Below are 22,093 nucleotides of genomic sequence, written 5' to 3'. Positions count from 1 at the left end.
GCTCGACGCCATGCCCCGGCTCCGCTGGGCGGACGGATTCCGCCCGACCGTCACCGGCCTGCTCACCCGCGGCCCGCGGACCCTCCTCGTACGACCCGGCTGAGCAGCGCCACCGGCCGCTCGGCGAACAGCTCGGCCACGTCGACCGGACCCCCGGCGTACTCCCGGCCCGGCGTGAGCAGATCGGTCCACGGCCCGTCGTCCGGCAGGGCCAGCTCCGTCCCGCGCCAGCCGCCCGACTCGGCCAGCCGCAACGACAGCCTGGTCACCGCCGTGACCACCTCGCCCGAACGGCAGAAGGCCAGACAGTGCGCGGCCGCCGGCCCCTGTGCGGCGAGCGGGGTGTACGTCCCCGACTCCCCGAAGAGCTCAGGCCGCTCGCGCCGCAGCCGCAGCGCCGCTCCCGTGAGCGAGGCCTTCTCGTCCACGGGCCCGTCCTCGGGAGGACGGTGGAACGGCCTGCGGTTGTCCGGGTCGACCAGGGCGATGTACTCCCGCTCCGTCCCCTGGTACAGGTCGGGCACCCCGGGCATCGTCAGCTGCACCAGCGCCGCGCCCATGATGTTGTCCTGCGCGAACGTCTCCAGCGCGGCGGCGAACCGTTCCAGCGCTGCCCGCGCCGGACCCGTGTCGGCGGCCGGACCCGCCGCGACGAAGTCCGTCACCGCACGTTCGTACACCGGATCGGGCTCGGTCCAGCTGGTGAACAGGCCCGCCTCCCGCACCGCCTTCAGCAGCGCCGGTTCGAGCCGCCCGGCGATCTCCGCGGCCGGCAGCCCCGCGCAGCCGAACGCCGTCTGCCAGGCCTGCCAGGCCAGCTGCGGATCGGGCGCTGCCGTCGGCGCCGCCCGTCCCAGCTCCGTCAGCAGCTCCGACCACTGATCCGGGCACTGCGACAGCACCGCGACCCGGGCCCGTACGTCCGCACTGCGCTTGGTGTCATGGGTGGTCAGCGCCGTGCCGGTGGCGGGCCAGTCGCGCGCCATCCGGGCACAGAACGCGTGGAACTCCTCGGGGGTCACCGCCGGGAGCCCGGGGTCACCGCCGACTTCGGTCGCCGAGACCAGCGGCACGTACCGGTAGTACGCCGTGTCCTCGACCGACTTGGCCCGCAGCGCGGAGGCGGTCTGCGCGAACCGGGCGCAGAACGCCGCCCGGTCCGGCCCGCCACCGAGCCGCCCGAGTGCCAGATCCCGCACCACATCGACGGCCGCCGACTCCTCCGGCACGGAGAACATCGCCCTGGCGTCCCGTACGGCCGTGTCCGGCAGCGTCGCCTCCGCAGCTTCCGTGCAGGGCCCGCCCGCCGCGACGTACGGGCGGTAGACCGGGACCCGGACGAGCAGTTCGCGTACGGCGGTGTGCAGCGCCCACGGGGCGTGGTCGCGCAGCGCGGGGTCCGCCTCGCAGATTCGCACGGCGAGACGGGTCAGGTGCCCGGTCTCGGCGGCCAGTTCATGCGTGACCACCCGGTACGCGGCCCGGCGGACCGTCGCCGTCCAGTAGCCGCCGCGGTCCCCGGCCGGGTTCGCGTACTCCCGGTACCGGCCGAGCAGCTCGGCGGCGCCCATCGGATCGGTGAACAACCCGTCGATACGGTGCAGCGCGTCGTACCCGGTCGTCCCGGCGACGGCCCAGCCCGCGGGCAGCGGCTCGGCGCCGGTGAGGATTTTCTCCACCACCGTCCACCGCCCGCCGGCCGCCTCGCCGAGCCGCTCCAGATAGGAGCCGGGGTCGGCGAGTCCGTCCGGATGGTCGATGCGCAGCCCCTCGACGACACCGTCCCGGACGAGTTCGAGGATCTTGCCGTGCGTGGCGGCGAAGACCTCCGGGTCCTCCACCCGCAGTCCGATGAGGTCGGAGATGGTGAAGAACCGCCGGTAGTTCAGCTCGGTACGGGCCAGCCGCCACCAGCCGAGGCGGTAGTGCTGGGCGTCCAGCAGTTCGGTCAGCTCAAGAGCGGCGGTTCCGGCCCGGAGCGGGAACTCCTGTTCGCCGTAGCGCAGCACCTCGCCGTCGACCCGCAACCGTTCCCTCTCGTCGCCGATCCGGCCGGCGAGCACCGGCAGCAGCACCTTGCCGCCGCCCGCCGCCCAGTCGATGTCGAACCAGCGGGCGTACGGGGACCCGGGTCCCTCGCGCAGGGTCTCCCACAGCGCGCGATTGTGCCGGGGGACGGCGGCCATGTGGTTCGGCACGATGTCGAGCACCAGCCCGAGCCCGTGCTGCTGCGCCGTGCGCGCCAGCTGCCGCAGCCCCTCCTCACCGCCGAGCTCGGCCCGGACACGGCTGTGGTCGACGACGTCGTAGCCGTGGGTGGAGCCGGGCACGGCCTCGAGCACCGGGGACAGATGCAGATGGGAGACGCCGAGCGCGGCGAGATACGGCACGGTGTGCCCGGCGGCCGAGAACGGGAAGTCGGGCTGGAGCTGAAGCCGGTACGTGGCGGTGGGCGTCATGCGAACGTACGTACCCAGCCTGACACCGACTGTGACATCGCAGCCGCCCGATCCATCCGGACGAGCGGTGGACTCCGCCCCACCCCGCCCACCCCTACGCCGGCCGCTGCAGTACCGCCATGCTCCGCCCCACCAGCCTCACCGTGTCGCCCGCCGACACCTTCGGCCCCGCCCCCGGCCGTACTCCGTCCGGGCTCGCCGTATCGACCACGACCGCCCACTGCCGCCCATGGTTCACCGGAACGGAGAACTCCAGCGTGTCGGCGCTCGCATTGAACATCAGGAGGAACGAGTCGTCGGAGATCCGCTCGCCGCGCGGCCCCGGCTCCGAGATCGCGTGCCCGTTCAGAAAGACCGTCAGCGCCTTGGCGTGCGCCGCCTGCCAGTCCCGTTGCGTCATCTCACGGCCTTCGGGCGTGAACCAGGCGATGTCCGACAACTCGTCGTGCGTGCCCTCCACCGGTCGTCCGTGGAAGAACCGGCGGCGTCGGAAGACCGGGTGGTCGCGGCGGAGCCAGACCATCGCACGGGTGAACTCCAGGAGGCTGCTGGCGGCGACGGAGTCCGTCCCGCCGTCGTCCCCGTCGACGTCCTCGCCGACGTCCTCGTCCTCGGCACCGGCCTTCTTCGGCTCCGGCCAGTGCACCCACGACAGCTCGCTGTCCTGGCAGTACGCGTTGTTGTTGCCTCGCTGGGTGCGCGCGAACTCGTCGCCGTGACTCAGCATCGGCACCCCCTGCGACACCATCAGCGTGGCGATGAAGTTCCGCATCTGCCGCTCGCGCAGCTCCAGCACCCCCGGCTGGTCCGTCTCGCCCTCCACGCCGCAGTTCCACGACCGGTTGTGGCTCTCGCCGTCCCGGTTGCCCTCGCCGTTCGCGTCGTTGTGCTTGTCGTTGTACGAGACCAGGTCGTGCAGCGTGAACCCGTCGTGGCACGTGGTGAAGTTGATCGAGGCGAGCGGCCGCCGGCCGTCGTCCTGGTACAGGTCCGAGGAGCCCGTGAGCCGCCCGGCGAACTCGGCGAGGGTCCGCGGCTCGCCCCGCCACAGGTCCCGCACGGTGTCCCGGTACTTGCCGTTCCACTCGGTCCACAGCGGCGGAAAGTTTCCCACCTGGTAGCCGCCCTCGCCCACGTCCCACGGCTCGGCGATCAGCTTCACCTGGCTGACCACCGGGTCCTGCTGTACCAGGTCGAAGAACGACGACAGCCGGTCCACCTCGTGGAACTGCCGGGCCAGCGTGGCCGCCAGGTCGAAGCGGAAGCCGTCCACGTGCATCTCGGTCACCCAGTACCGCAGCGAGTCCATGATCAGTTGGAGCACGTGCGGCGACCGCATCAGCAGCGAGTTCCCGGTGCCCGTGGTGTCCATGTAGTACCGCTGGTCGTCCGCGAGCCGGTAGTACGAGGCATTGTCCAGGCCCCGGAACGAGAGCGTCGGCCCCAGATGGTTGCCCTCGGCCGTGTGGTTGTAGACCACGTCGAGGATGACCTCGATGCCCGCCTGATGCAGCGCCCGTACGGCCTGCTTGAACTCGCTCACCTGCTCGCCCCGGTCGCCCCGGGAGGCGTACGCGTTGTGCGGGGCGAAGAAACCGATGGTGTTGTAGCCCCAGTAGTTGGCGAGCCCCGCATCCGCCAGCCGGTGGTCCTGGACGAACTGGTGCACCGGCATCAGCTCGATCGCCGTGACCCCGAGCTCCGTCAGATGCGCGATGACCTCCGGATGGGCGAGCGCCGCGTAGGTGCCGCGCAGCTCCTTCGGCAGCCCCGGATGGAGCATCGTCAGGCCCTTCACATGGGCCTCGTAGATCACTGTGCGGTGGTAGTCCGTACGGGGCCGCCGGTCGTCGCCCCAGTCGAAGTACGGGTTGACCACCACCGATGTCATGGTGTGCGGCGCCGAGTCGAGGTCATTGCGCGCGTCGGGCCGGCCGAACGGATAGCCGTACACCGCCTCGCCCCACCGGATCTGCCCGGAGACCGCCCGCGCATACGGATCGAGGAGCAGTTTCGCCGAATTGCAACGGGCCCCGCGCTGCGGCTCGTACGGCCCGTGGACCCGGAACCCGTACCGCTGACCGGGCATCACCCCTGGCAGATAGGCATGGCGGACGAAGGCATCGGTCTCCCTCAGCTCCACCGCCGTCTCGGAACCGTCGTCGTGCAGCAGGCACAACTCGATTCGGTTGGCGGCCTCCGAGAAGACCGCGAAGTTGGTGCCGACGCCGTCGTACGTGGCACCGAGGGGATACGCCTGTCCCGGCCAGACCTGCATAGATATGACTCTTCCACTTCTGATCCGGGTGCTGGGGGCACTTGGGACCGACCGGCCAGATCTTCCCCGAAAGAGTGGCCCGCACCTAGGACGTCGGCCGGTCCTGTCAACATCGGTCCACTCCGTGCCGCCCGGAACCGGAATCCGAGAACCTGACCGGGGCACACGTCCGGTATGCGATCCTGAATAGGGTGCTTAATCACTATGAATCGGCTCACTACGGCACATCCTGCCACGGGAACGAGCCTTGTTGATGGGGGAGTTGAGAAAGGAGCCTGTGCATCCGGCTGCACCGGATCCCGCTCGCGGAGTACCCTTCCTTGATCATTGGTGGGGGAGCGGAAGGCGGTGCGCGGGTGAGCTCGGGAGGATTCGAGCTGCCCCCAGGTGACCCAGGTCACGAGGGGGAATCCGTCGACGCCCCGCCAGGGGCGGTATCGCTTGCGCAGCCCATGGAGATCGGCGCCGAACTGGGCTGGGGCGCGGAGGCCTGGAGCGAGGTCCGGACCCGGGCCCAGCGTGCCGGGCGGGCGTACATCTGGCTGAATCTGGTCGAGCAGCGACTGCGCGCCGTCGTCGCCGCGGTGCTCCTGCCCATCTACGAACCGGTGCACGGCGAGGACTGGGTGGTCGCCGCGGCGGGCCCCGCCGGGCAGGAATGGGTGCAGCGGGCCGTCGCCGTACGCGAGGTCTCCCGCCGCAAGGGGTACCTGCTCGACCCGGCGGACGACAATGTGCTCAGCTTCCTCACGCTCCCGCAGCTGCGGGAGCTGATGGTCCAGCACTGGCCGTGCTTCGAGCCGTACTTCGACGACCGGCGCGACGTCGAACTGGCCCTCGACGAACTGGAGGTCGCCCGCAATGTGGTCTCCCGCAACCGCGCGCTGAACGAGGCCGTTCTCGCCCAGGCCGAGCGCGCCTCGGCGCGGCTCCTGGAGATCCTCGGAAGCGGCGCCGCGGTCCCGTCCGCCGACCGGCTGCCGGTCGACGCCGTCGAGGAACTGGTCGGCGACCGGTATGCGGATGTGGTCTCCGTCCACCCCGACCGGGTCCGGCTGCAGCGCCAGCTCCCCGCCGAGGACCTCTTCGGCGGTTCGCGCCGCCTCGACGCGATCGGCATAGGCCTCAATCTGCTGGTGCAGAACTTCTCCGGCCGCAGGCTCGTCCGGCTGGCCGAGTCGGGCTGCCGGATCCGGCTGCTCTTCATCAACCCGGCGAGCAGCGCGGTCAAGCGCCGCGAACGGGAACTGGGCCTCAAGAAGGGCGAGCTGAGCCGGTCCGTGGAGATGAACATCCTCCATATGCGCCGGGTCCGCTCCAAGCTCCGTGATCCGGGCGCCTTCGAGATCCACGTCTTCGACGAGACACCACGCTTCACGGCCTATCTGGTGGACGGCGACGGCGCGGACGCGGTGGGCGTGGTCCAGCCGTATCTGCGGCGCGCACGCGGCATGGAGGCGCCCGTGCTGGTGCTGCGGGGCGGGGGCCGCGCGGTGGTCCGGGCGGGACAGGACCACGACCACGGGCTCTTCGAGACCTACCGCGAGGAATTCGAGTCCGTGTGGACGGACTCGCGCCCCGTCTCCTGAGGCCACCGCTGTCAGTGGCGCATGGCAGGGTGGTCATCACCTGGGGGAGAGCACCACGAAGGAGGTACGGGATGAGCTGGCACCGCGAGGCGCTGGTCGGCTTCGACCTGGAGACGACAGGCACGGAGCCGCTGGAGGCCCGGATCGTGACGGCCGCGGTCGTCGGCGTCGACGGCAGGGACGAGGAGCCGGCGCGACAGCACATCTGGCTGGCGGATCCGGGGATCCGGATCCCCGCGCAGGCGTCGGCGATCCACGGCATCAGCAGCAAGCGGGCAGCGGCGGAGGGCCGCCCGGCAGGCGAGGTGGCGGACGAGATCGCCGAGACGCTCACGGGTTACTGGCGCCGGGGAGTGCCGGTCGTCGCGTACAACGCGGCCTTTTATCCCCGCACGCCAGGCGTGTCTCAGGTGTCTCATGGTGAAGCGCGGCGTCGGCTGACAGCCCACGCCGGAATGAGCGCCGCGTGATGAGCTGGATCAGTGGGCCGTTGGTGTCCTTCGACCTGGAGACCACGGGTACCGACGTCGAGACCGACCGCATTGTCACAGCGGCGGTCGTGCGGCTGGATCCGGGCGGAGCCGTCGCGGAGGAACGAACCTGGCTGCTTAATCCCGGAGTGGCCATACCCGAGCAGGCGTCGGCGATCCATGGCATCTCGACGGAGCATGCACGCGAGCACGGGGCACCGGCCGCCGCGGCAATTGAGGAGATCGCGCGGGCCGTTGCCGAAGGGCTGCGTGCCGGCATGCCTCTGGTGGTGATGAACGCGCGCTACGACCTCTCACTGCTGGACCGTGAGTGTCGGCGGTACGAGGTCGAGTCGATCAGCGAGCGGCTGGGCAACGCACTTTCGCCCGTCATCGATCCCTTGGTGATCGACAAGCATGTCGACAAGTACCGGAAGGGCAAGCGGGCGCTCCACGCGTTGTGTGCGCACTACGGGGTGTCGCTCGACGACGCGCACAACGCGAGGGCGGATGCGGTGGCTGCCGCCCGTGTGGTGCAACGCATGGGTGAGAAGCACCAGCCCGTCGGCCTGATGTCATTGGCGGAGCTACATGATCTTCAGGTGCGCGCGGCGGCCGAGCAGTCGGTCTCCTTGCAGGCTTACCTGCGGCGCACCGCGGATCCGACGGCAGTCGTCGAGCCGGCCTGGCCGCTCATTCCCCGACAGCGATGACCGCGCCGGTCAGCCCTCACCGCGTGTCGGCGCGGTGGCCGAGGGCGATCCGCCCGGCCTTCCTCGGGGGCGGGCCAGAAGGCCTGCATGGACTCGCCGCGGGTGCGTGACGACGGCCGCGCGGTCCTCCTCGCCCCCCGCCAGGACCACCGGCGACTCCAGGCGCGGCGGCAGCCCGTGAATGCCCGTCACTCATCGGACGACGTCGTCGGGACCGACGGCCCGGTGGTCCTCCGTACCAGGACCCTTCACGACCGGCAGGTGCGAGGGGAGACCCCACTCGCTCCAGGAACCGTCGTACACGGCCGGCTCGGAGTAGCCGGCCAGTTCGGCCCCCAGGGCCAGCACGCAGGCCGTGACCCCCGAACCGCAGCTGAGGACCAGCTTCTCCCGGTCTCCCGCGAGCGCCGCGAACGCCGTGCGCAGCTCGTGTGCCGGGCGCATCCGGCCGTCGTGCTGGAGTTCACCGAAGGGCAGATTCACCGCCCCGGGCATATGGCCACCGCGCAGCCCGGGGCGGGGTTCCGCGACCTCGCCCGTGAAGCGCTCCCGGGTGCGGGCGTCGAAGACGGCCGATGCGGGGTCGGCCAGTGCTGCCGTCACCTGGCCGCTGCCGACGAACAGCCCGGGGCGGGGCCGGGCGGTGAAGCTGCCGTGCGGGCCGCAGTACGCGGACTTCTCGTTCTCCACCGGCAGTCCGGCCGCGGCCCAGGCGGGCAGACCGCCGTCGAGCACCGCGGCCCGGTCGAACCCCATCGCCCGCAGCATCCACCAGGCGCGGGCGCTGGAGTAAATGCCCGCGCCGTCGTAGACGACGACCGTGCTGCCGTCGTCGACGCCGAGGGAACCCAACTCCTCGGCGAACCGGCCGGCGTCGGGCATCGTGTGGGGCACGGCGGCCGAGTGGTCGGACAGCGCCCCGTCGATGTCGAAGGGCCGCGCCCCCGGTATCCGCTGTCCAGCGCCCCGGTGCGCGCCCACGGAGGCGTCGAGGATCACAAGTCCGGGCGTGCCGAGCCGCGGCGCGAGCCAGTCCTCGTCGACCAGTGGGCCGGGCAGGGTGAGGCCGACGAGCGGCTGGTTCGGGTCCGGACTGCTCATGCGTGCCCTCCTGGGTCTCGATCGAACGCTGTACGCCCTGCTCATCGAATCAGGCGGCCGGCGTCTCCATGCCGGCGGCCACCATCGGTGCGGCCGGCACTCGTACAGAACGCCACCCGGTCGTCAGACAGGTGGGTACGAAGCGGTCGCCCTGCTGCCGGGGCGAGACGGAGTCGATCCGCATCCTCGGACCCGTCCGCGGATGCGAGGACACATCGGCCGCCGGACGACCCCGGCGACACCGTCCTGAGGGCCGTCCCGTCATCCCCGGCGGGCGCACGACGACAGCTGCGGCACCTCGCTGCGTTGTCGGAACGTACGAATGCGCTCCGTATGAGGACACTTCTTCGCCTTGCGATGTTCCACATCTGACGCCGCGCGCTGATCCACCAGCTATGAGGGGACAGCCCTCAGAACGGATACCACCGCACCGCCGTGTCACCCTCCCGCAAGGACGCCACCCTGCGCCGGAACTCCGCGAGCGCCTTCGGGTTGCCCGGGGCGTGCTGTGCGACCCAGGCGCAGCTGGCCGTCTCCCGGGCCCCCCGCAGCACCGCGCAGCCGTCCCACTCCCGTACGTCCCAGCCGTATGCGGCGGTGAACGCGTCGTACGCCTCGGCTGCGAGCCCGTACCGGTCACGGGACAGCGCGAGGACCACCAGATCGTGCTCGCGCAGATCCGCGGAGAACGTCTCCAGGTCCACGAGGACCGGCCCGTCCGGACCGACATGGACGTTGCGCGGCAGCGCATCACCGTGGATCGGCCCCGGCGGCAGATGCGGCACCAGCGCCGCCGCGGCCGCCGCGAACCCGTCGCGCCGCTCACGCAGATACGCGGCGTCGGCGGGATCGATCGCGTCGCCCGCGATCTGCAGCCACCGCTCCACACCGCCCAGCAGCTCCCGCCGGGGCAGCACGAGCCCGTCCGGGGCCGGCAGGGCGTGGACCATGGTGAGCAGCGGCGCCAGATCCCGCGGTTCGGCGGGCCGCACCGCGTCGGGGAGCCGGTGCCAGACCGTCACCGGGTGACCCTCGACCACGCGTGCCTGCGGCTCCGCCGCCCGCACGGCGGGGATCCCGGAGGTGGCGAGCCACTGTGCGACGGCCACCTCGCGCTGGGCCCGGCTGCGCAGTTCCGGGTTCTGCACGGCGTTCCGGCCGACCTTGACGACCAGGTCGCCGACGGCGAACACCGCGTTCTCGCCCAGCGCGATCAGTTTCGCGCCGTCGGACAGTCCGGCAGCGGTCAGGACTTCGCGCGCACGCATCTCGTTCATGGTCCGATTTTCGCATCCGTGCAGGCCACCTTGACGAATCGACGACCCGTCAGCACCATGGCGGAGGCCACCTGAGCGGCCAGGACTGGATGAAACCGATCCAATGACGCAAGGGGGTCGAATTCATGACGTTGGCGAATGCAACCGTGCGATCCGGGCGGCAGGGTCCGCCCGGCAGCCGACGGCCCGGGCAGGGAAGACAGGACGGACAGGTTCCGCGGATCGACCGGAACGCCGGCACCTGGTTCCTGGTCCTGCCCGCCCTGATCCCGATCCTGATCCTCAGCGTCGGCCCCCTGCTCTACGGCATCGCCCTGGCGTTCACCGACGCCCAGTCCGGCCGCACCCGGTCCACCCAGTGGGTCGGCGGGCTGAACTTCCAGGACCTGCTCCACGACGCCCTTTTCTGGGACTCGTTCCGGATCGGCCTGGTCTGGGCGGTCGGCGTCACCGTCCCGCAGTTCGTGCTGGCGCTGGGCCTCGCCCTCCTGCTCAACCAGAACCTGCGGATGCGCTGGCTGGCGAGGGCTCTGGCGATCATCCCGTGGGCGATGCCCGAAGTGGTCGTCGGCAGGTCAACACCGACCACAGCGCTGCCCGCACCGCGCTCGGCATGAGCGGCAGCGACACCCTCCCCGGGCTGTTCGGCGGGCGATACGCGATGGTCTCGCTGGGGTTGCGAGCTGCTGTCGGTTTGCTGCATCGAAGTGAGTTGTAGCGAGCGGGAGTGAGTCCTGTGGGTGGGTTTGTGGGGGTGGGAACGGGGGTTCTGGGGCCGAATGGGTGACCTTGGCGGTTGTGGCTCGTTGGGCTGGGTGGCAGGGGGGGCCTTGAGGGCGGGGTGATGTGGTGGGTGGTTTACGGAAGCTGGCGGCGTCCTTCGTGGCGCCTGGGCCTTGCGGGGTGGCGGTCCGGGATCGTCTCAAGCACCTGACCCCCCGGGACGAGAGGGTGTTGCGTGCGGTCGGTGCGCATCAGGGGGCGCTGGCGTCCGGTGATCTCAAGGCCCGCTGTGCGGATGGTCTGGGGCACGGTGCGGACACCTGGGCGTCGCGTAAGCGGGAGCTGACCGGGGTGTCGTCGTCGCGGATCGCGGGTGCGATCACCAAGGCCACGCATGATCAGTGGGCGCTGGCTCGCCGTTGCCAGGTGGCGCACATCCAGAACCTGGTTGCCGGGATCAAGACGTTGCGGCACCGGCTCTCCCTCCCGATCGGGGAGAAGGGCACCAAGCGCGCTGCGGGTGGCTACCGGTCGAAGAGCGAGTGGTTCCGCAAGTCCCGCCGCCTCGCGGCACTGGAGGCGCGGCACACGGCGGCTGTTGCCGACTGGCAGGCGGGACGGGTGCGTGTGGTGCGGGGTGGCAAGCGTCTCCTCAACACCCGCCACCATCTCGCCGAGGCCCGTCTCACCGAGGACGAGTGGCGGGAGCGGTGGGAGGCGGAGCGCTGGTTTCTTGCTGCGGATGGTGAGTCGGGGAAGCGGTTCGGGAACGAGACGATCCGCGTCACCCCGGACGGCGAGGTCAGCATCAGGCTGCCTGCCCCGCTCGCGCACCTGGCCAACGCCCGGCACGGCCGGTACATCCTCACCGCCCGCATCGGGTTCGCGCACCGGGGTGCGGAGTGGGCCGACCGCATCACCGCCAACCGGGCCGTGGCCTACCGTATCCACCTCGACACGGAGCGCGGACGCTGGTACCTCACCGCGTCCTGGCAACGCCCCGCCGTGCAGACCATCCCGTTTGAGACCGCCCGCGCCCGGGGCATGATCGGCGTCGACACCAACGCCGACCACTTCGCCGCCTACCGGCTCGATCGGCACGGCAACCCGGTCGGTGACCCGCACCGCTTCGGCTGCAGTGATCGTGCGGGGCATCGGACCGCCCAGGCCGGACCAGGCGACCGGGGGCGTTAGGGAACCTGCCCACCCACCACGGACCGCCCCCCCCAAAGGGCCGTCGCCGAGCGGGAAGCGAAAGCGGGAACCCAGCGCATCCAAAACCGTTCGGGATGCGCCCAGTACGCAGCAGTGGGTCCAAGACTCACTTATGCGCACTGGTTAGGAACGGTTCTCGTACCGTCAGCAGGTCGTCGAACAGGCCCCCGAGGGCTTCGATTGGACGGTCCTCCCGCCCCGGCCGGCAGCGACGGACTCGCCTAGGGCGTGAGCCCGCAGACCCTGTCCGTCGCCGAGTCCAGCCGGCACAAGAAGGCGGCCGTGCAGTTCATCGACTTCCTGCTGCGTCCACCGAACACGGTGCGCCTGGCAGAGGGCGACTGGATGCTGCCGACCGGCACGGCGGCGCTAGCGGATCCGGCCCTGCACACCACCGAGAACGGCTGGGCGACCGGCGCAGCCCTGGCGAAGGGGCTGCGCTCGGCGCCCGCCCAGTCGGTGCGCGGCTACCCCGAGTGGAAGGACAAGGTCGCCACGCCCGCGCTGCAGGAGTACTACACCGGGGCGATCGGCCGGGACGAGCTGAACAGGCGTCTGGTCGACGACGGGATTCGGGTACGGGCCCGCTACCAGCGCTGAGGCCCGGCGAACCGGCCGAGGTCCTTCTCCACTCTGCGCCCCACGCACATGCAAGGCCCTTACCTGTGCGGGGCGTTGGGGTCGGTCGTCCGACTTGGCCGCCGCTGGCCGAATTCTTATTACGAAACCTTGTTGAATAAGTCACAGCTGTATGAAGGGGTTGATCTGAGCGCGTCAATCGGCCAGGGTTTCGAGCCAGCCCCCGGAGATTTTCCGGCCGGGGGCCAATCCCCCCACAAAGAATGACGAGGAGATCCCTCTTCATGGCCATGCACAAGCGCACACCCCGGACCAGGCTGACCGCGGCGATCACCGCGGTGGCCGCAGCCGCCGGAGTCACCCTGCTGGGCACGTCCTTCGCCGGAGCCGCACCCGCTCCCGCGACGGGAACGGTCTACGGCGCGGACGCGGCGACCGCGGTCTCGGGCAGCTACATCGTGATGCTGGACCGGAAGGCGGACAAGGCGAAGCTCGCCGAGGAGTACGGCGGCAAGCTGAAGCGCACCTACAGCTCCGCCATCAACGGCTTCTCCGCCAGCGGCCTTTCGCAGACCGAGGCCGAGCGGCTCGCGGCCGACCCGGCCGTCTCCAAGGTCGTCCAGAACAAGAAGTTCCACATCGACGCCACGCAGGAGAACCCGCCGTCCTGGGGACTCGACCGGATCGACCAGACCGGGACCGCAGGCGACCACGCGTACACCTACCCGGACAGCGCGGGCGAGGGTGTCACGGCGTATGTCATCGACACCGGTGTCCGCGTCACGCACAAGGAGTTCGGCGGCCGGGCGAGTTCGGGCTTCGACGCCGTGGACAACGACGACAGTGCCGACGACGGCAACGGCCACGGAACCCACGTGGCCGGCACCATAGCCGGTGCGACGTTCGGCGTCGCCAAGAAGGCGAAGATCGTCGCCGTCCGGGTCCTCGACGACTCAGGCTCGGGCACCACCGAGCAGGTCGTCGCCGGCATCGACTGGGTCACCGCGCACCACGAGGGGCCGTCCGTCGCCAACATGAGCCTCGGCGGCAGTGCCGACCCGGCCCTCGACGCCGCGGTCCAGAAGGCCATCGCCTCCGGAGTCACCTTCGCGGTGGCTGCCGGAAACGAGTCCGCCGACGCGGGCGAGGGCTCGCCGGCGAGGGTCCCCGAGGCCATCACGGTCGCCTCGTCCACAGTGGACGACGAGCAGTCGTCGTTCTCCAACTACGGCTCGGTCGTGGACATCTACGCCCCCGGCTCGGACATCACGTCGTCCTGGAACGACAGCGACGACGCGACGAACACCATCTCCGGTACGTCCATGGCGACCCCGCACGTCGTCGGGGCCGCCGCCGCCTACCTCGCCGGACACCCGGACGCCACCCCGGCGGAGGTCGCCACGGCACTCACCGACGGCGCCACCCCCGACGCGATCTCCGATGCGACCGAGGGCACGCCGAACAAGCTGCTGAAGGTCGTCGACTAGCAGGTACCCACCGAAACGGCGGCCGCCGCGCCGTCCCCCACGGGGCGCGGCGGCCGCACACCTCGGGCGGACCGTCCTAGGGTGTTCCGATGACCACTTCATATGCGGCGCTGTTGCGCGGGATCAATGTGAGCGGCCACAAGAAGGTTCCGATGGCGGAACTGCGCACGCTGCTCACGGAGCTGGGCCACGGGGATGTCCGTACCTACCTGCAGAGCGGCAACGCCGTCTTCAGCAGCGCGTCCGGCGACGAGGACGCGCTCACCGCACAGCTGGAACGGGCCATCGAGGACCGGTTCGGCTTCTTCGTCCCGTGTCTGATCCGCAACGGACCCTATCTCGCGTCCGTCGCCGACGCCTGCCCGTTCCCGGCCGGCGAACTCGAGGGCAAGCAGCTGCACGTCACCTACTTCGACCGTCCGGTGGACGCCGCACGATTCGCCGCGATCGAGGCCGACGCCTTCCTCCCCGAGGAGTTCCGGCTTGGTGACCGCGCGCTCTACCTCTACGCGCCCGACGGACTCGGCCGCTCCCGACTTGCCGAGGCGCTCCACCGCCCCGCTGTCACCAAGGGACTCACCGCCACCTCACGCAACTGGAACACCGTCGTCAAGCTCGTGGAGATGACACGCGACTGAGCCGCCGCCCGCAGTCGCCCCGTCCACCACCCCGTTCACCGCGGGACCCTGCGACGACGAGTGACGGCACACGAACGCACGTGACCGTACTCAGCCGTGGCTGACGCGCTGCGCACGCGCCGTCCACCTGCCGTCCGTGCGGGCGATCCGAACGGGATGCCCGAAGCAGTCGCTGACCCGGTCCGTGGTGAGTACCTCGCCGGCCGGACCCGAGGCCACCACGCGCCCCGCGCGCAGCAGCAGCGCATGCGTGGTCGAGGCGGGCAGCTCCTCCAGGTGGTGCGTGACCAGGACCGTCGCCAGCTGCGGATGCTCCGAGCGCAGGGTGTCCAGGGCGTCCAGCAACTGTTCGCGGGCAGCGAGATCCAGGCCTGTGGCCGGTTCGTCGAGGAGGAGCAGCCGGGGCCGCGGCATCAGCGCGCGGGCGATGAGCGTACGGCCCCGCTCGCCCTGCGAGAGCGACGGCCAGCGCGAACCGGTCTTCGCCTCCATGCCCAGCATCTTCAGCAACTGGTCGGCCTGTGCCCGCTGTTCGATGCTGGCCGACCAACGCGGCACCGGCTCCACCGAGTTGGTCAGACCGGTCAGCGCCACCTCGCGCACCGACAGCGGCGAACGCAGCGGATGACGCGGGTTGACGTGCCCGAGCAGGGTTCGCAGCTCGCGCAGGTCGACCCGGCCGAGCGTCCGTCCCAGGATCTCCACCGACCCGTCGGTGGGATGGGTGACCGCGCCGAGGAGTCCGAGCAGCGTGCTCTTCCCGGCACCGTTGGCGCCGAGCAGTGCCCAGTGTTCACCGCTGCGCACGGTCAGTGAGACCGAGTCGAGCAGGGTGCTGCCGTCCCGGACGAGCCGGACGCCGTCGGCCCGGATCACCGGTACCGGAGCCGTGGGCGGGACAGGCGCGGTCATAGAGGTGGTGGTCACCGGCAGGTACTCCTTCATTCGGGGCGCGCGCCTCCAGGCGGCTCATGTCTTCGGTGAACAGGCGGATCGCCGCAGCCCCGAGGTTCTCCGCCGGATGGGCGGGCGAACCCGTACCCGGGGTCCGGCACAGAGGCGCGAGAGGTTGCAGCAGCCGGGTCGGGGCGGTCTGCGCGCGGGTGGCACCATGCGGTTCGGTGATACCGGCGAGCGCCGCGCCGGACGTGGCAGCGGGTGTGCACCGAGGTGATCCCGGTCAGGGACGGTGCCTCGTGCAGTCGGCCGACGGGGAGGGTGTCCAGGCCGATGAAACGGATCTTACTCCCCTGCCTCAGCGTGCCGGAGTCCCGAGCCGCTCGGTGACAGGTTCGCCCGGATGCAGCCGGGGCAACGGGAACGGGCCGATCGGGCCGGCCGGTCCGACAGCTCCTGGGCGCCGAGGCCCGGCCCCGGTGGCCGGCCCTCGACAGGCCCGCCTCCGCGCATAGGATCTGATCACGGCATATGACACACGACCGCACCGAACGGAGCCGGGGATGCGCTACATCATCGTGGGAACGGGGGCTGTCGGCGGCGCCATAGGCGGTCGGCTGGCCGAGGCCGGCCACGACGTCGTCCTGGTGGCACGCGGCGCGCAGTACGAGGCGCTGCGCACGCACGGACTCCGGCTCATCACGCCGGACGGTCCGCGCACCCACGCGCTTCCCGTCGTCGACCGGCCCGACGCACTCGACCTGACCCCGGACGACGTACTCGTCCTCGCCGTCAAGACGCAGGACAGCGTTGCCGCGCTCGACGCCTGGAGCGACCGGCCCGTGGCGGGCGGCGGTACCGCGGGTGAACGCCTGCCCCTGATCTGCGCGCAGAACGGCGTGGAGAGCGAACGTCTCGCGCTGCGCCGCTTCCGGCGGGTCTACGGCATGTGCGTCTGGCTGCCGGCCACCTTCGTCCGGCCGGGCGAGGTGTCGGCGGCCGGAACCCCGCTGACCGGCATCCTGCACCTCGGGTGCTATCCCACCGGCACGGACACGACGGCCGAGCTGATCGCCGCCGACCTGGAGAAGTCGAAGCTGCTCGCCCCCGTCGTCCCGGACGTGATGCGCTGGAAGTACGGCAAGCTGCTCTCCAACCTCGCCAACGCGGTCGAGGCGGTCACCGGACCGCTCACCGGGGACGCCGCTCCCCTGGTCGAGCGGGCACTGGCCGAGGGCCGCGCGGTCCTGGAGGCCGCCGGTATCGACGCGGTCGGCCAGGAGGAACAGTCGAAGGCGCGCGGCGGCCGGATGCGCTTCGAACCGCTCGACGGCTCCCCGCGCGGCGCCGGATCGTCGTGGCAGAGCCTCACCCGCGGTACAGGCACCATCGAGGCCGACTATCTCAATGGCGAGATCGTGCTGCTGGGCCGTCAGCACGGGGTGCCCGCACCGGTCAACGCCGTACTCCAGCGCACCGCGAACGCGTTCGCGCGCGAGCGCCGCGAGCCCGGATCGATGTCGGTGGCCGAACTCACCGCACTCATCGACGCCGCCTGCTGAGCGAGCGGGACGTCCGGCACGGCCAGGCCCCTGTCGCATTTCTTCAAGACCGGCGGCAGCGGGCGGCCGTACCGTCCCGTGCATGAAGAGCGAGTACGCCCACATGACCGAATGCGCCGCCGAGGCCGCCCGCATCGCCCTCGGTATCGGCGCCGAACAGCCGGTCGCGGCCGCCACTCCCTGCGGCGGCTGGGATCTGCAGGTACTGATCAACCACTGGGTGCTGTACACCTCACACGGTCTGGAGCACCGCGCCCGGCGCACACCCCTGCCGGACGAGCTCACCGCCCGTGACTTCACCGCCGACGCCGACTGGGCCGAGCAGTACGCGGCGCAGCTGGACCGGGCCGTCGCCGCCTGGTCGGACCCGGCGGTCTGGGAGGGGGACATCGACCTGGGGCATGCGTCTTCCCCGGCGGCCGAGATCGCCGCGATGCTCATCATGGAGACGGCTCTGCACAGTTGGGACGTGGCCCGCGCGACCGGCCAGGAGCTCAGGCTCTCCGACGCGGCGGCCGGGTACGTCCTCGACGTCGTCGACCGGTCGGCCGAGCTCTACCGGCAGTACGACGGCTTCGGTGACGAGGTCCGGCTGCCCGGATCGGCCACCGTCCTCGCGCGTGCACTGGCGCACAGCGGACGTGATCCGCAGTGGACAGCCGCCTGAAAGTGGCCCATCGGAACCGGCGTTGATTGGCCCGCGTCCGTATGCCAATGGCTGGCTAGGCTCGGGCCATGACCACTCAACGGAACCACGGTGGCCGACGGGCCGTCGTCGACTTCTACTTCGACCCCGCCTGCCCGTTCGCCTGGATCACCTCCCGCTGGATGCTCGAGGTGGAGCAGCAGCGCGACATCGAGCTCCGCTTCCACGTCATGAGCCTCCATCTGCACAACATCGGCAATGAACTCCCCGACTGGTACCGGGAACTGGTCGACAAGTCGATCGGACCGGTACGGGTCGCCGTCGCGGCGGCCGCGGCCCACGGCGAGGGTGTGCTGCGCGACCTCTACACGGCCCTGGGCACCCGCATCCACCAGCAGAAGAACGATGACTTCGACGAGGTGATCGCCGAGGCCCTGGCCGAGACGGGGCTGCCGGCCGCCCTGGCAGCCGCCGCGCACGCTGAGACGTACGACGAAGCGCTGCGGACCAGCCATGAGGCGGGCAAGGACCCGGAGGCCGGCGGCTATGTCGGGACGCCGACGATCCATGTCGACGGCACGGTGTGGTTCGGCCCGGTGCTGCGCGCCGTCCCGCGCGGCGAGGAGGCAGGGCGGCTCTTCGACAGCTTCCGGGTGCTCGCCGGCTGTCCCGACTTCTTCGAGCTCAAGCGGACTCGCACCGGCAGTCTGGACGTCGGCTGACTCGGGTCAGCCCTCAAGCGCTGAGCCGGACCGCGGCCGGAACGCGCGCCTCGTCGTACCGGGCCAGCAGCAGACGTGCCAACTCCGGTGCCGGGCCCAGCACATCGGCCAGCACGTCGGCCTCCGCCGCACCGGCGGCGATGCGGTCCGGGAGGCGGCCGGGGGCGATGACGTACGGGGCGACCGCCACGCGCCGGAGGCCTTCGGCCCGTAGGGCCCGTACCGCGTCCTCGGTACGGGGGAGAGATGCGGAGGCGAACGCAGGCCGCACGGCGCACCAACCGGTGTGCCGCAGCTCCCGCGCGATTTCAGCGATCACTGCGATCGCCTCCGGGTCCGTGGAGCCCGCCGAGGCCAGGACGAGCCCGGTCGAGCTTCGGTCACCGGGGCGGACCCCGGCTTCGTGCAGTCGCCGCTCCAGGGCGGAGTGCAGCAGCGGTGACGGGCCGAGCACGTCGGCCTGCCGGATCCGCAGCCGGCCCAGCCGGGACTGCGCCTCGCGCAGCACGGCGGGTATGTCGGCCTTGGCGTGGAAGGCCCGGGTCAGCAGCAGGGGAAGGGCGACGACGTCATCCGTCCCCTCCGCGGCCAGACGTTCCAGCACCCGTGGCACGGACGGGGCGTTGAAGTCCAGGAAGCCCGTCTCCACCCGAAGCCCCGGCCGCAGCGCCCGTACCCGCGCGGTGAGCGCGTGCACGGTCGCCGCGTGCCGCGGATCGCGGCTGCCGTGGGCGATGACGAGAAGTACGGGGGAGGACATGGCGGTACTCAGTTCTTGACGAGGAGGCCGCGGCTGCGCAGCACCCACCGCTCCAGCGGGCTGAAGATCAGCAGGTCGATGGCGATGCCGACGGTCAGGATCAGGAGGATGGCGAGGAACACCATCGACATGCTGCTGGTCTCGCGGCCCTGTTCCAGCAACTGGCCGAGGCCCACGCCCAGATCGGGCGACGAGGCGATGATCTCCGCAGCCATGAGCGAGCGCCAGGAGAACGCCCAGCCCTGCTTCAGGCCCGCCAGATAGCCGGGCAGCGCGGCCGGCAGCACGATGTGCCAGGTGCCGCGCAGCCCGGTGGCGCCCAGCGTTTTTCCGGCCCGCAGATGCAGCGGCTGGATCTGGTCGACACCGGCGACGAGACCGTTGGCGATCGACGGGACGGCGCCGAGCAGGATCACCGCGTACATCATCGAGGGCTGGAGCCCCAGCCAGATCACCGCGGGCGGCACCCACGCCACCGACGGCAGCGACTGGAGACCGGAGAGCACCGGTCCGATCGCCGCGCGCACCACCTTCACGCGTGCCACCAGCAGTCCGAGCGGGGTGCCGATGGCGAGGGCCATGAGGAAGCCGAACAGGCCGCGCGAGACGCTCGTCCAGATGTAGTCGAGCAGGGTGCCCTGCGCCCAGGCGTTGGTCACCTCGTCCCAGACCTGGGAGGGCGACGGCAGCTTGTAGTCGTCGGTGACCTTCGCCCAGATCAGGATCTGCCAGACGACGAGCACCAGCGCGACGGCCACGACCGGCGGCAGCACCTTCCGTACGAGCACCTGGCGGACCGGAGTCCGGCTCACCCGCACCGCATCGAGCGCGTCGAGCCCCGCCTCCAGGCCGGCCAGGTCCTGGGCGGCGTCCTTGGCGGTCGTCTCAGTGCTGGCCATGTCGGCGGATCTCCCCACGCAGTTGTTCGGTGATCTCGACGGACAGCTCCGCCACCGCGGTGTCCTCGATGCGGCGCGGCTGGTCGATGGCGACCGTCCACTCGCGGGCGATCCGGCCCGGCCTCGACGACAGCAGGACGACCCGCTCGGCGAGCCGGACGGCCTCACGCACGTTGTGCGTGACGAAGAGGACCGAGATGTTCGTCTCGCGCCAGATCCGGGTCAGCTCGTCGTGCAGCACATCCCGGGTGATGGCGTCGAGTGCGGCGAACGGCTCGTCCATCAGCAGCAGTTGACTGTCCTGGGCGAGCGCGCGGGCCATCGCCACCCGCTGCCGCATGCCGCCCGAAAGCTCATGCACCCGCTTCCCGTAGGCCCCTCCCAGCCGTACGAGTTCGAGCAGCCGCTCCGCCTCCGCGCGGCGGTCGGACTTGGGTACGCCGCGCAGCCGCAGCGCGAGTTCGATGTTCTTGCCCGCGGTCAGCCACGGGAAGAGGGCGTGCTCCTGGAACATCAGGGCCGGCCGCCCGCCGGGGGTCTCGATGGACCCCGCGGTCGGGCGGTCGAGTCCGGCCACCAGGTTGAGCAGCGTCGATTTGCCGCACCCGGAAGCTCCCAGGAGGGTGACGAACTCGCCGGGAGCGACATCGAGCGTGATGTCGTCCAGGACGAGCTGCGGTCCCTCCGGTCCGCCGAAGGACTTCGAGACGTGGTCGATACGGGCCGCGTGCCCGGCCGATACACGGTCCTCGGCCTTGGTGAGCGTGGTCGTCGCCATGGTCGTCACCTCCTGGGAGATCCTGGAACGGTCGGGGTGGGGTTACTTGACGCCGAGACCGGCGTCGTCGACCTCGGGCTTGCCCGCGGCCTTGAGGATCTTGTTCAGCGGCTTCAGGTCGTAGATGCCCGTCAGGTCCGTCTCGTCCAGCAGACCGGCCTTCACCGCGTGCTTGGCCTCGGTGTCGAGCGTGGCGGCCAGCGGGTCGTCGATGAACTGGATCGACTTCCACGCCGGGTCCAGGACCTCGGCCGGCAGCGCCTTCCCGGACAGCTTCTTGAGCGCGGTGTTGGCGGAGGCCTTCGCCTTGTCCGGGTTGGCGTTGATCCATGCGTTGGTGGCGACCGAACCGCGCAGCACCGCCTCGACGACGTCCGGGTGCTCGCTGAGGAACTTCTGCGACACGATGATGTTGGTGATCACGAACTTGTTGTCCGGCCACAGCGTCGACTCGTCGAGCAGCACCTCGGCGCCCTGCGCGACCAGCTTGGAGGCGGTCGGCTCCGGGACCCAGGCACCGTCGATGGAACCGGACTTGTAGGCGTCCGGGGTCACCTTGTTGTCCGTACGGACCACGGAGACGTCGCCCTTGCCGCTCTGGGCGTCGACCTTCCAGCCCTTCTCGGAGATCCAGTTGAGGAACGCCACGTCCTGGGTGTTGCCGAGCTGCGGGGTGGCGATCTTCTTGCCCTTGAGATCGTCCAGGGTCTTGATCTTCTTCGGGTTGACGACCAGCTTCACGCCGCCGGAAGCCGAACCGCCGATGATCCGCAGGCTCTTGCCCTTGGACTTCGAGAAGCCGTTGATGGCGGGGGAGGGGCCGATGAAGCCGATGTCGATCGACCCCGCGTTGAGCGCCTCGATCTCGGACGGGCCCGCGTTGAACGTGGACGGCTCGACCGTCGTGCCGCCGAGCTCCTTGGCGATCAGGCCTTCCTGGATGCCGACCAGGGCGGTGGCGTGCGTGAGATTCGGGAAGTAGCCGATCTTGACGGTGTCCGCGGAGAGCTTCTTGCCGTCGGCGGCGACGTTCGCCTTCCCGGCGTCGTCGTCCTTCGCCGCGGAGCCGTAGCCGCAGGCGGTGAGTGCCACGGCGAGCAGCGGCAGGGCGGCGGCAGCGGCGAGGCTGCGGCGCAGGGTGATACGGGTGGCAGGCACGGGAGGCTTTCCTCTCGTTGGCCCGGTACTCACGTCCCTCGGCGGTTACGGGGACGCGGCCGGGAAGTCGGCATGTCTTCGTCTGAACTGGTGGTACAGGCGGTGCGGTTGGTGCAGGCGGGCGCGCAGGCAGTGCGCGTAC

16 protein-coding genes and 4 pseudogenes are annotated in these 22,093 nt (G+C 70.7%); 11 read left to right on the top strand and 9 right to left on the bottom strand.

Features of this window, described 5'->3' with window-relative positions; all coding sequences use genetic code 11:
• Positions 1 to 62 precede the first annotated feature (62 nt).
• Positions 63 to 2,459 carry a malto-oligosyltrehalose synthase gene (gene treY / locus OG878_RS09210; protein ID WP_328886330.1) on the bottom strand — a complete coding sequence of 799 codons (2,397 nt, stop codon included), beginning with the start codon at positions 2,457 to 2,459 and terminating at the stop codon, positions 63 to 65.
• Positions 2,460 to 2,553: 94 nt separating this feature from the next.
• Positions 2,554 to 4,737, bottom strand: coding sequence for a glycogen debranching protein GlgX (gene glgX / locus OG878_RS09205; RefSeq protein WP_328886329.1), 2,184 nt, complete (start codon positions 4,735 to 4,737; stop codon positions 2,554 to 2,556).
• A gap of 356 nt (positions 4,738 to 5,093) precedes the next feature.
• Here glgX and OG878_RS09200 point away from each other — a divergent pair, with 356 nt between their 5' ends.
• The 3 genes and pseudogenes from OG878_RS09200 (at position 5,094) to OG878_RS09190 (ending at position 7,509) form a co-directional block, all read left to right on the top strand.
• A complete protein-coding gene (locus tag OG878_RS09200) occupies positions 5,094 to 6,326 on the top strand; it encodes an SAV2148 family HEPN domain-containing protein (protein ID WP_328886328.1) in 1,233 nt (410 codons plus the stop codon).
• Positions 6,327 to 6,397: 71 nt separating this feature from the next.
• Positions 6,398 to 6,709: pseudogene (locus OG878_RS09195) on the top strand (exonuclease domain-containing protein); the annotation flags it as partial.
• Between the two features lie 86 nt (positions 6,710 to 6,795).
• Positions 6,796 to 7,509, top strand: coding sequence for a 3'-5' exonuclease (locus OG878_RS09190; RefSeq protein ID WP_328886327.1), 714 nt, complete (start codon positions 6,796 to 6,798; stop codon positions 7,507 to 7,509).
• A 192-nt stretch (positions 7,510 to 7,701) separates the two neighbouring features.
• On the opposite strand, the gene OG878_RS09185 is transcribed toward OG878_RS09190, so the two are convergent.
• Together OG878_RS09185 and OG878_RS09180 are read right to left on the bottom strand one after the other, a co-directional pair.
• Positions 7,702 to 8,610, bottom strand: a complete 909-nt coding sequence (locus OG878_RS09185; RefSeq protein ID WP_328886326.1) for a sulfurtransferase — start codon at positions 8,608 to 8,610, stop codon at positions 7,702 to 7,704.
• Positions 8,611 to 9,020: 410 nt separating this feature from the next.
• The gene (locus tag OG878_RS09180; RefSeq protein ID WP_328886325.1) at positions 9,021 to 9,887 is read right to left on the bottom strand and encodes a phosphotransferase enzyme family protein; all 867 of its coding nucleotides are present in this window, start codon (positions 9,885 to 9,887) and stop codon (positions 9,021 to 9,023) included.
• Between the two features lie 125 nt (positions 9,888 to 10,012).
• Between OG878_RS09180 and OG878_RS09175 the strand changes: the two are divergent.
• From OG878_RS09175 to OG878_RS09155, 5 genes and pseudogenes are all read left to right on the top strand, one after another.
• A pseudogene (locus OG878_RS09175) lies at positions 10,013 to 10,459 on the top strand (carbohydrate ABC transporter permease); the annotation flags it as partial.
• A 277-nt stretch (positions 10,460 to 10,736) separates the two neighbouring features.
• A pseudogene (locus OG878_RS09170) lies at positions 10,737 to 11,777 on the top strand (IS200/IS605 family accessory protein TnpB-related protein); the annotation flags it as partial.
• Between the two features lie 181 nt (positions 11,778 to 11,958).
• Positions 11,959 to 12,425, top strand: a pseudogene (locus tag OG878_RS09165) (extracellular solute-binding protein); the annotation flags it as partial.
• 263 nt (positions 12,426 to 12,688) lie between these two features.
• Positions 12,689 to 13,891 (top strand): S8 family peptidase, encoded by a 1,203-nt coding sequence (locus OG878_RS09160; protein ID WP_328886324.1) that lies wholly within the window; start codon positions 12,689 to 12,691, stop codon positions 13,889 to 13,891.
• 89 nt (positions 13,892 to 13,980) lie between these two features.
• Positions 13,981 to 14,529, top strand: coding sequence for a DUF1697 domain-containing protein (locus tag OG878_RS09155; RefSeq protein ID WP_328886323.1), 549 nt, complete (start codon positions 13,981 to 13,983; stop codon positions 14,527 to 14,529).
• Between the two features lie 90 nt (positions 14,530 to 14,619).
• Here the strand turns inward: OG878_RS09155 and OG878_RS09150 are convergent, their stop codons facing one another.
• Complete coding sequence (locus OG878_RS09150; RefSeq protein ID WP_443049246.1) at positions 14,620 to 15,441, bottom strand: ABC transporter ATP-binding protein; 822 nt, start codon at positions 15,439 to 15,441, stop codon at positions 14,620 to 14,622.
• A 548-nt stretch (positions 15,442 to 15,989) separates the two neighbouring features.
• Between OG878_RS09150 and OG878_RS09145 the strand changes: the two genes are divergently transcribed.
• The 3 genes from OG878_RS09145 to OG878_RS09135 all read left to right on the top strand — a co-directional run bounded on the left by OG878_RS09145 (position 15,990) and on the right by OG878_RS09135 (position 18,356).
• Positions 15,990 to 16,988, top strand: a complete 999-nt coding sequence (locus OG878_RS09145; RefSeq protein WP_328886321.1) for a ketopantoate reductase family protein — start codon at positions 15,990 to 15,992, stop codon at positions 16,986 to 16,988.
• 82 nt (positions 16,989 to 17,070) lie between these two features.
• Positions 17,071 to 17,655: a TIGR03086 family metal-binding protein gene (locus tag OG878_RS09140; RefSeq protein WP_328886320.1), complete on the top strand. Its 585-nt coding sequence runs from the start codon at positions 17,071 to 17,073 to the stop codon at positions 17,653 to 17,655.
• A 68-nt stretch (positions 17,656 to 17,723) separates the two neighbouring features.
• Positions 17,724 to 18,356: a mycothiol-dependent nitroreductase Rv2466c family protein gene (locus OG878_RS09135; protein WP_328886319.1), complete on the top strand. Its 633-nt coding sequence runs from the start codon at positions 17,724 to 17,726 to the stop codon at positions 18,354 to 18,356.
• 13 nt (positions 18,357 to 18,369) lie between these two features.
• On the opposite strand, the gene OG878_RS09130 is transcribed toward OG878_RS09135, so the two are convergent.
• Genes OG878_RS09130 through OG878_RS09115 form a run of 4 tightly spaced genes read right to left on the bottom strand, consistent with a single transcriptional unit; the run spans position 18,370 to position 21,951 of the window.
• On the bottom strand, positions 18,370 to 19,116 hold the full coding sequence (locus OG878_RS09130; protein WP_328886318.1) for a sirohydrochlorin chelatase: 747 nt from the start codon (positions 19,114 to 19,116) through the stop codon (positions 18,370 to 18,372).
• Positions 19,117 to 19,124: 8 nt separating this feature from the next.
• Positions 19,125 to 20,015 carry an ABC transporter permease gene (locus OG878_RS09125; RefSeq protein ID WP_328886317.1) on the bottom strand — a complete coding sequence of 297 codons (891 nt, stop codon included), beginning with the start codon at positions 20,013 to 20,015 and terminating at the stop codon, positions 19,125 to 19,127.
• Entirely contained in the window at positions 20,002 to 20,793 is a 792-nt protein-coding gene (locus OG878_RS09120; RefSeq protein ID WP_328886316.1) for an ABC transporter ATP-binding protein, read from the bottom strand. The genes OG878_RS09125 and OG878_RS09120 overlap by 14 nt, the downstream gene beginning before the upstream one ends.
• Before the next feature lie 42 nt (positions 20,794 to 20,835).
• Positions 20,836 to 21,951, bottom strand: a complete 1,116-nt coding sequence (locus tag OG878_RS09115) for an ABC transporter substrate-binding protein (RefSeq protein WP_328886315.1) — start codon at positions 21,949 to 21,951, stop codon at positions 20,836 to 20,838.
• Positions 21,952 to 22,093: the final 142 nt, after the last annotated feature.

The sequence above is a fragment of the Streptomyces sp. NBC_00316 genome (assembly GCF_036158715.1).
Classification (GTDB): Bacteria; Actinomycetota; Actinomycetes; order Streptomycetales; family Streptomycetaceae; genus Streptomyces.
This window is presented reverse-complemented; position numbering and strand designations above follow the sequence as displayed.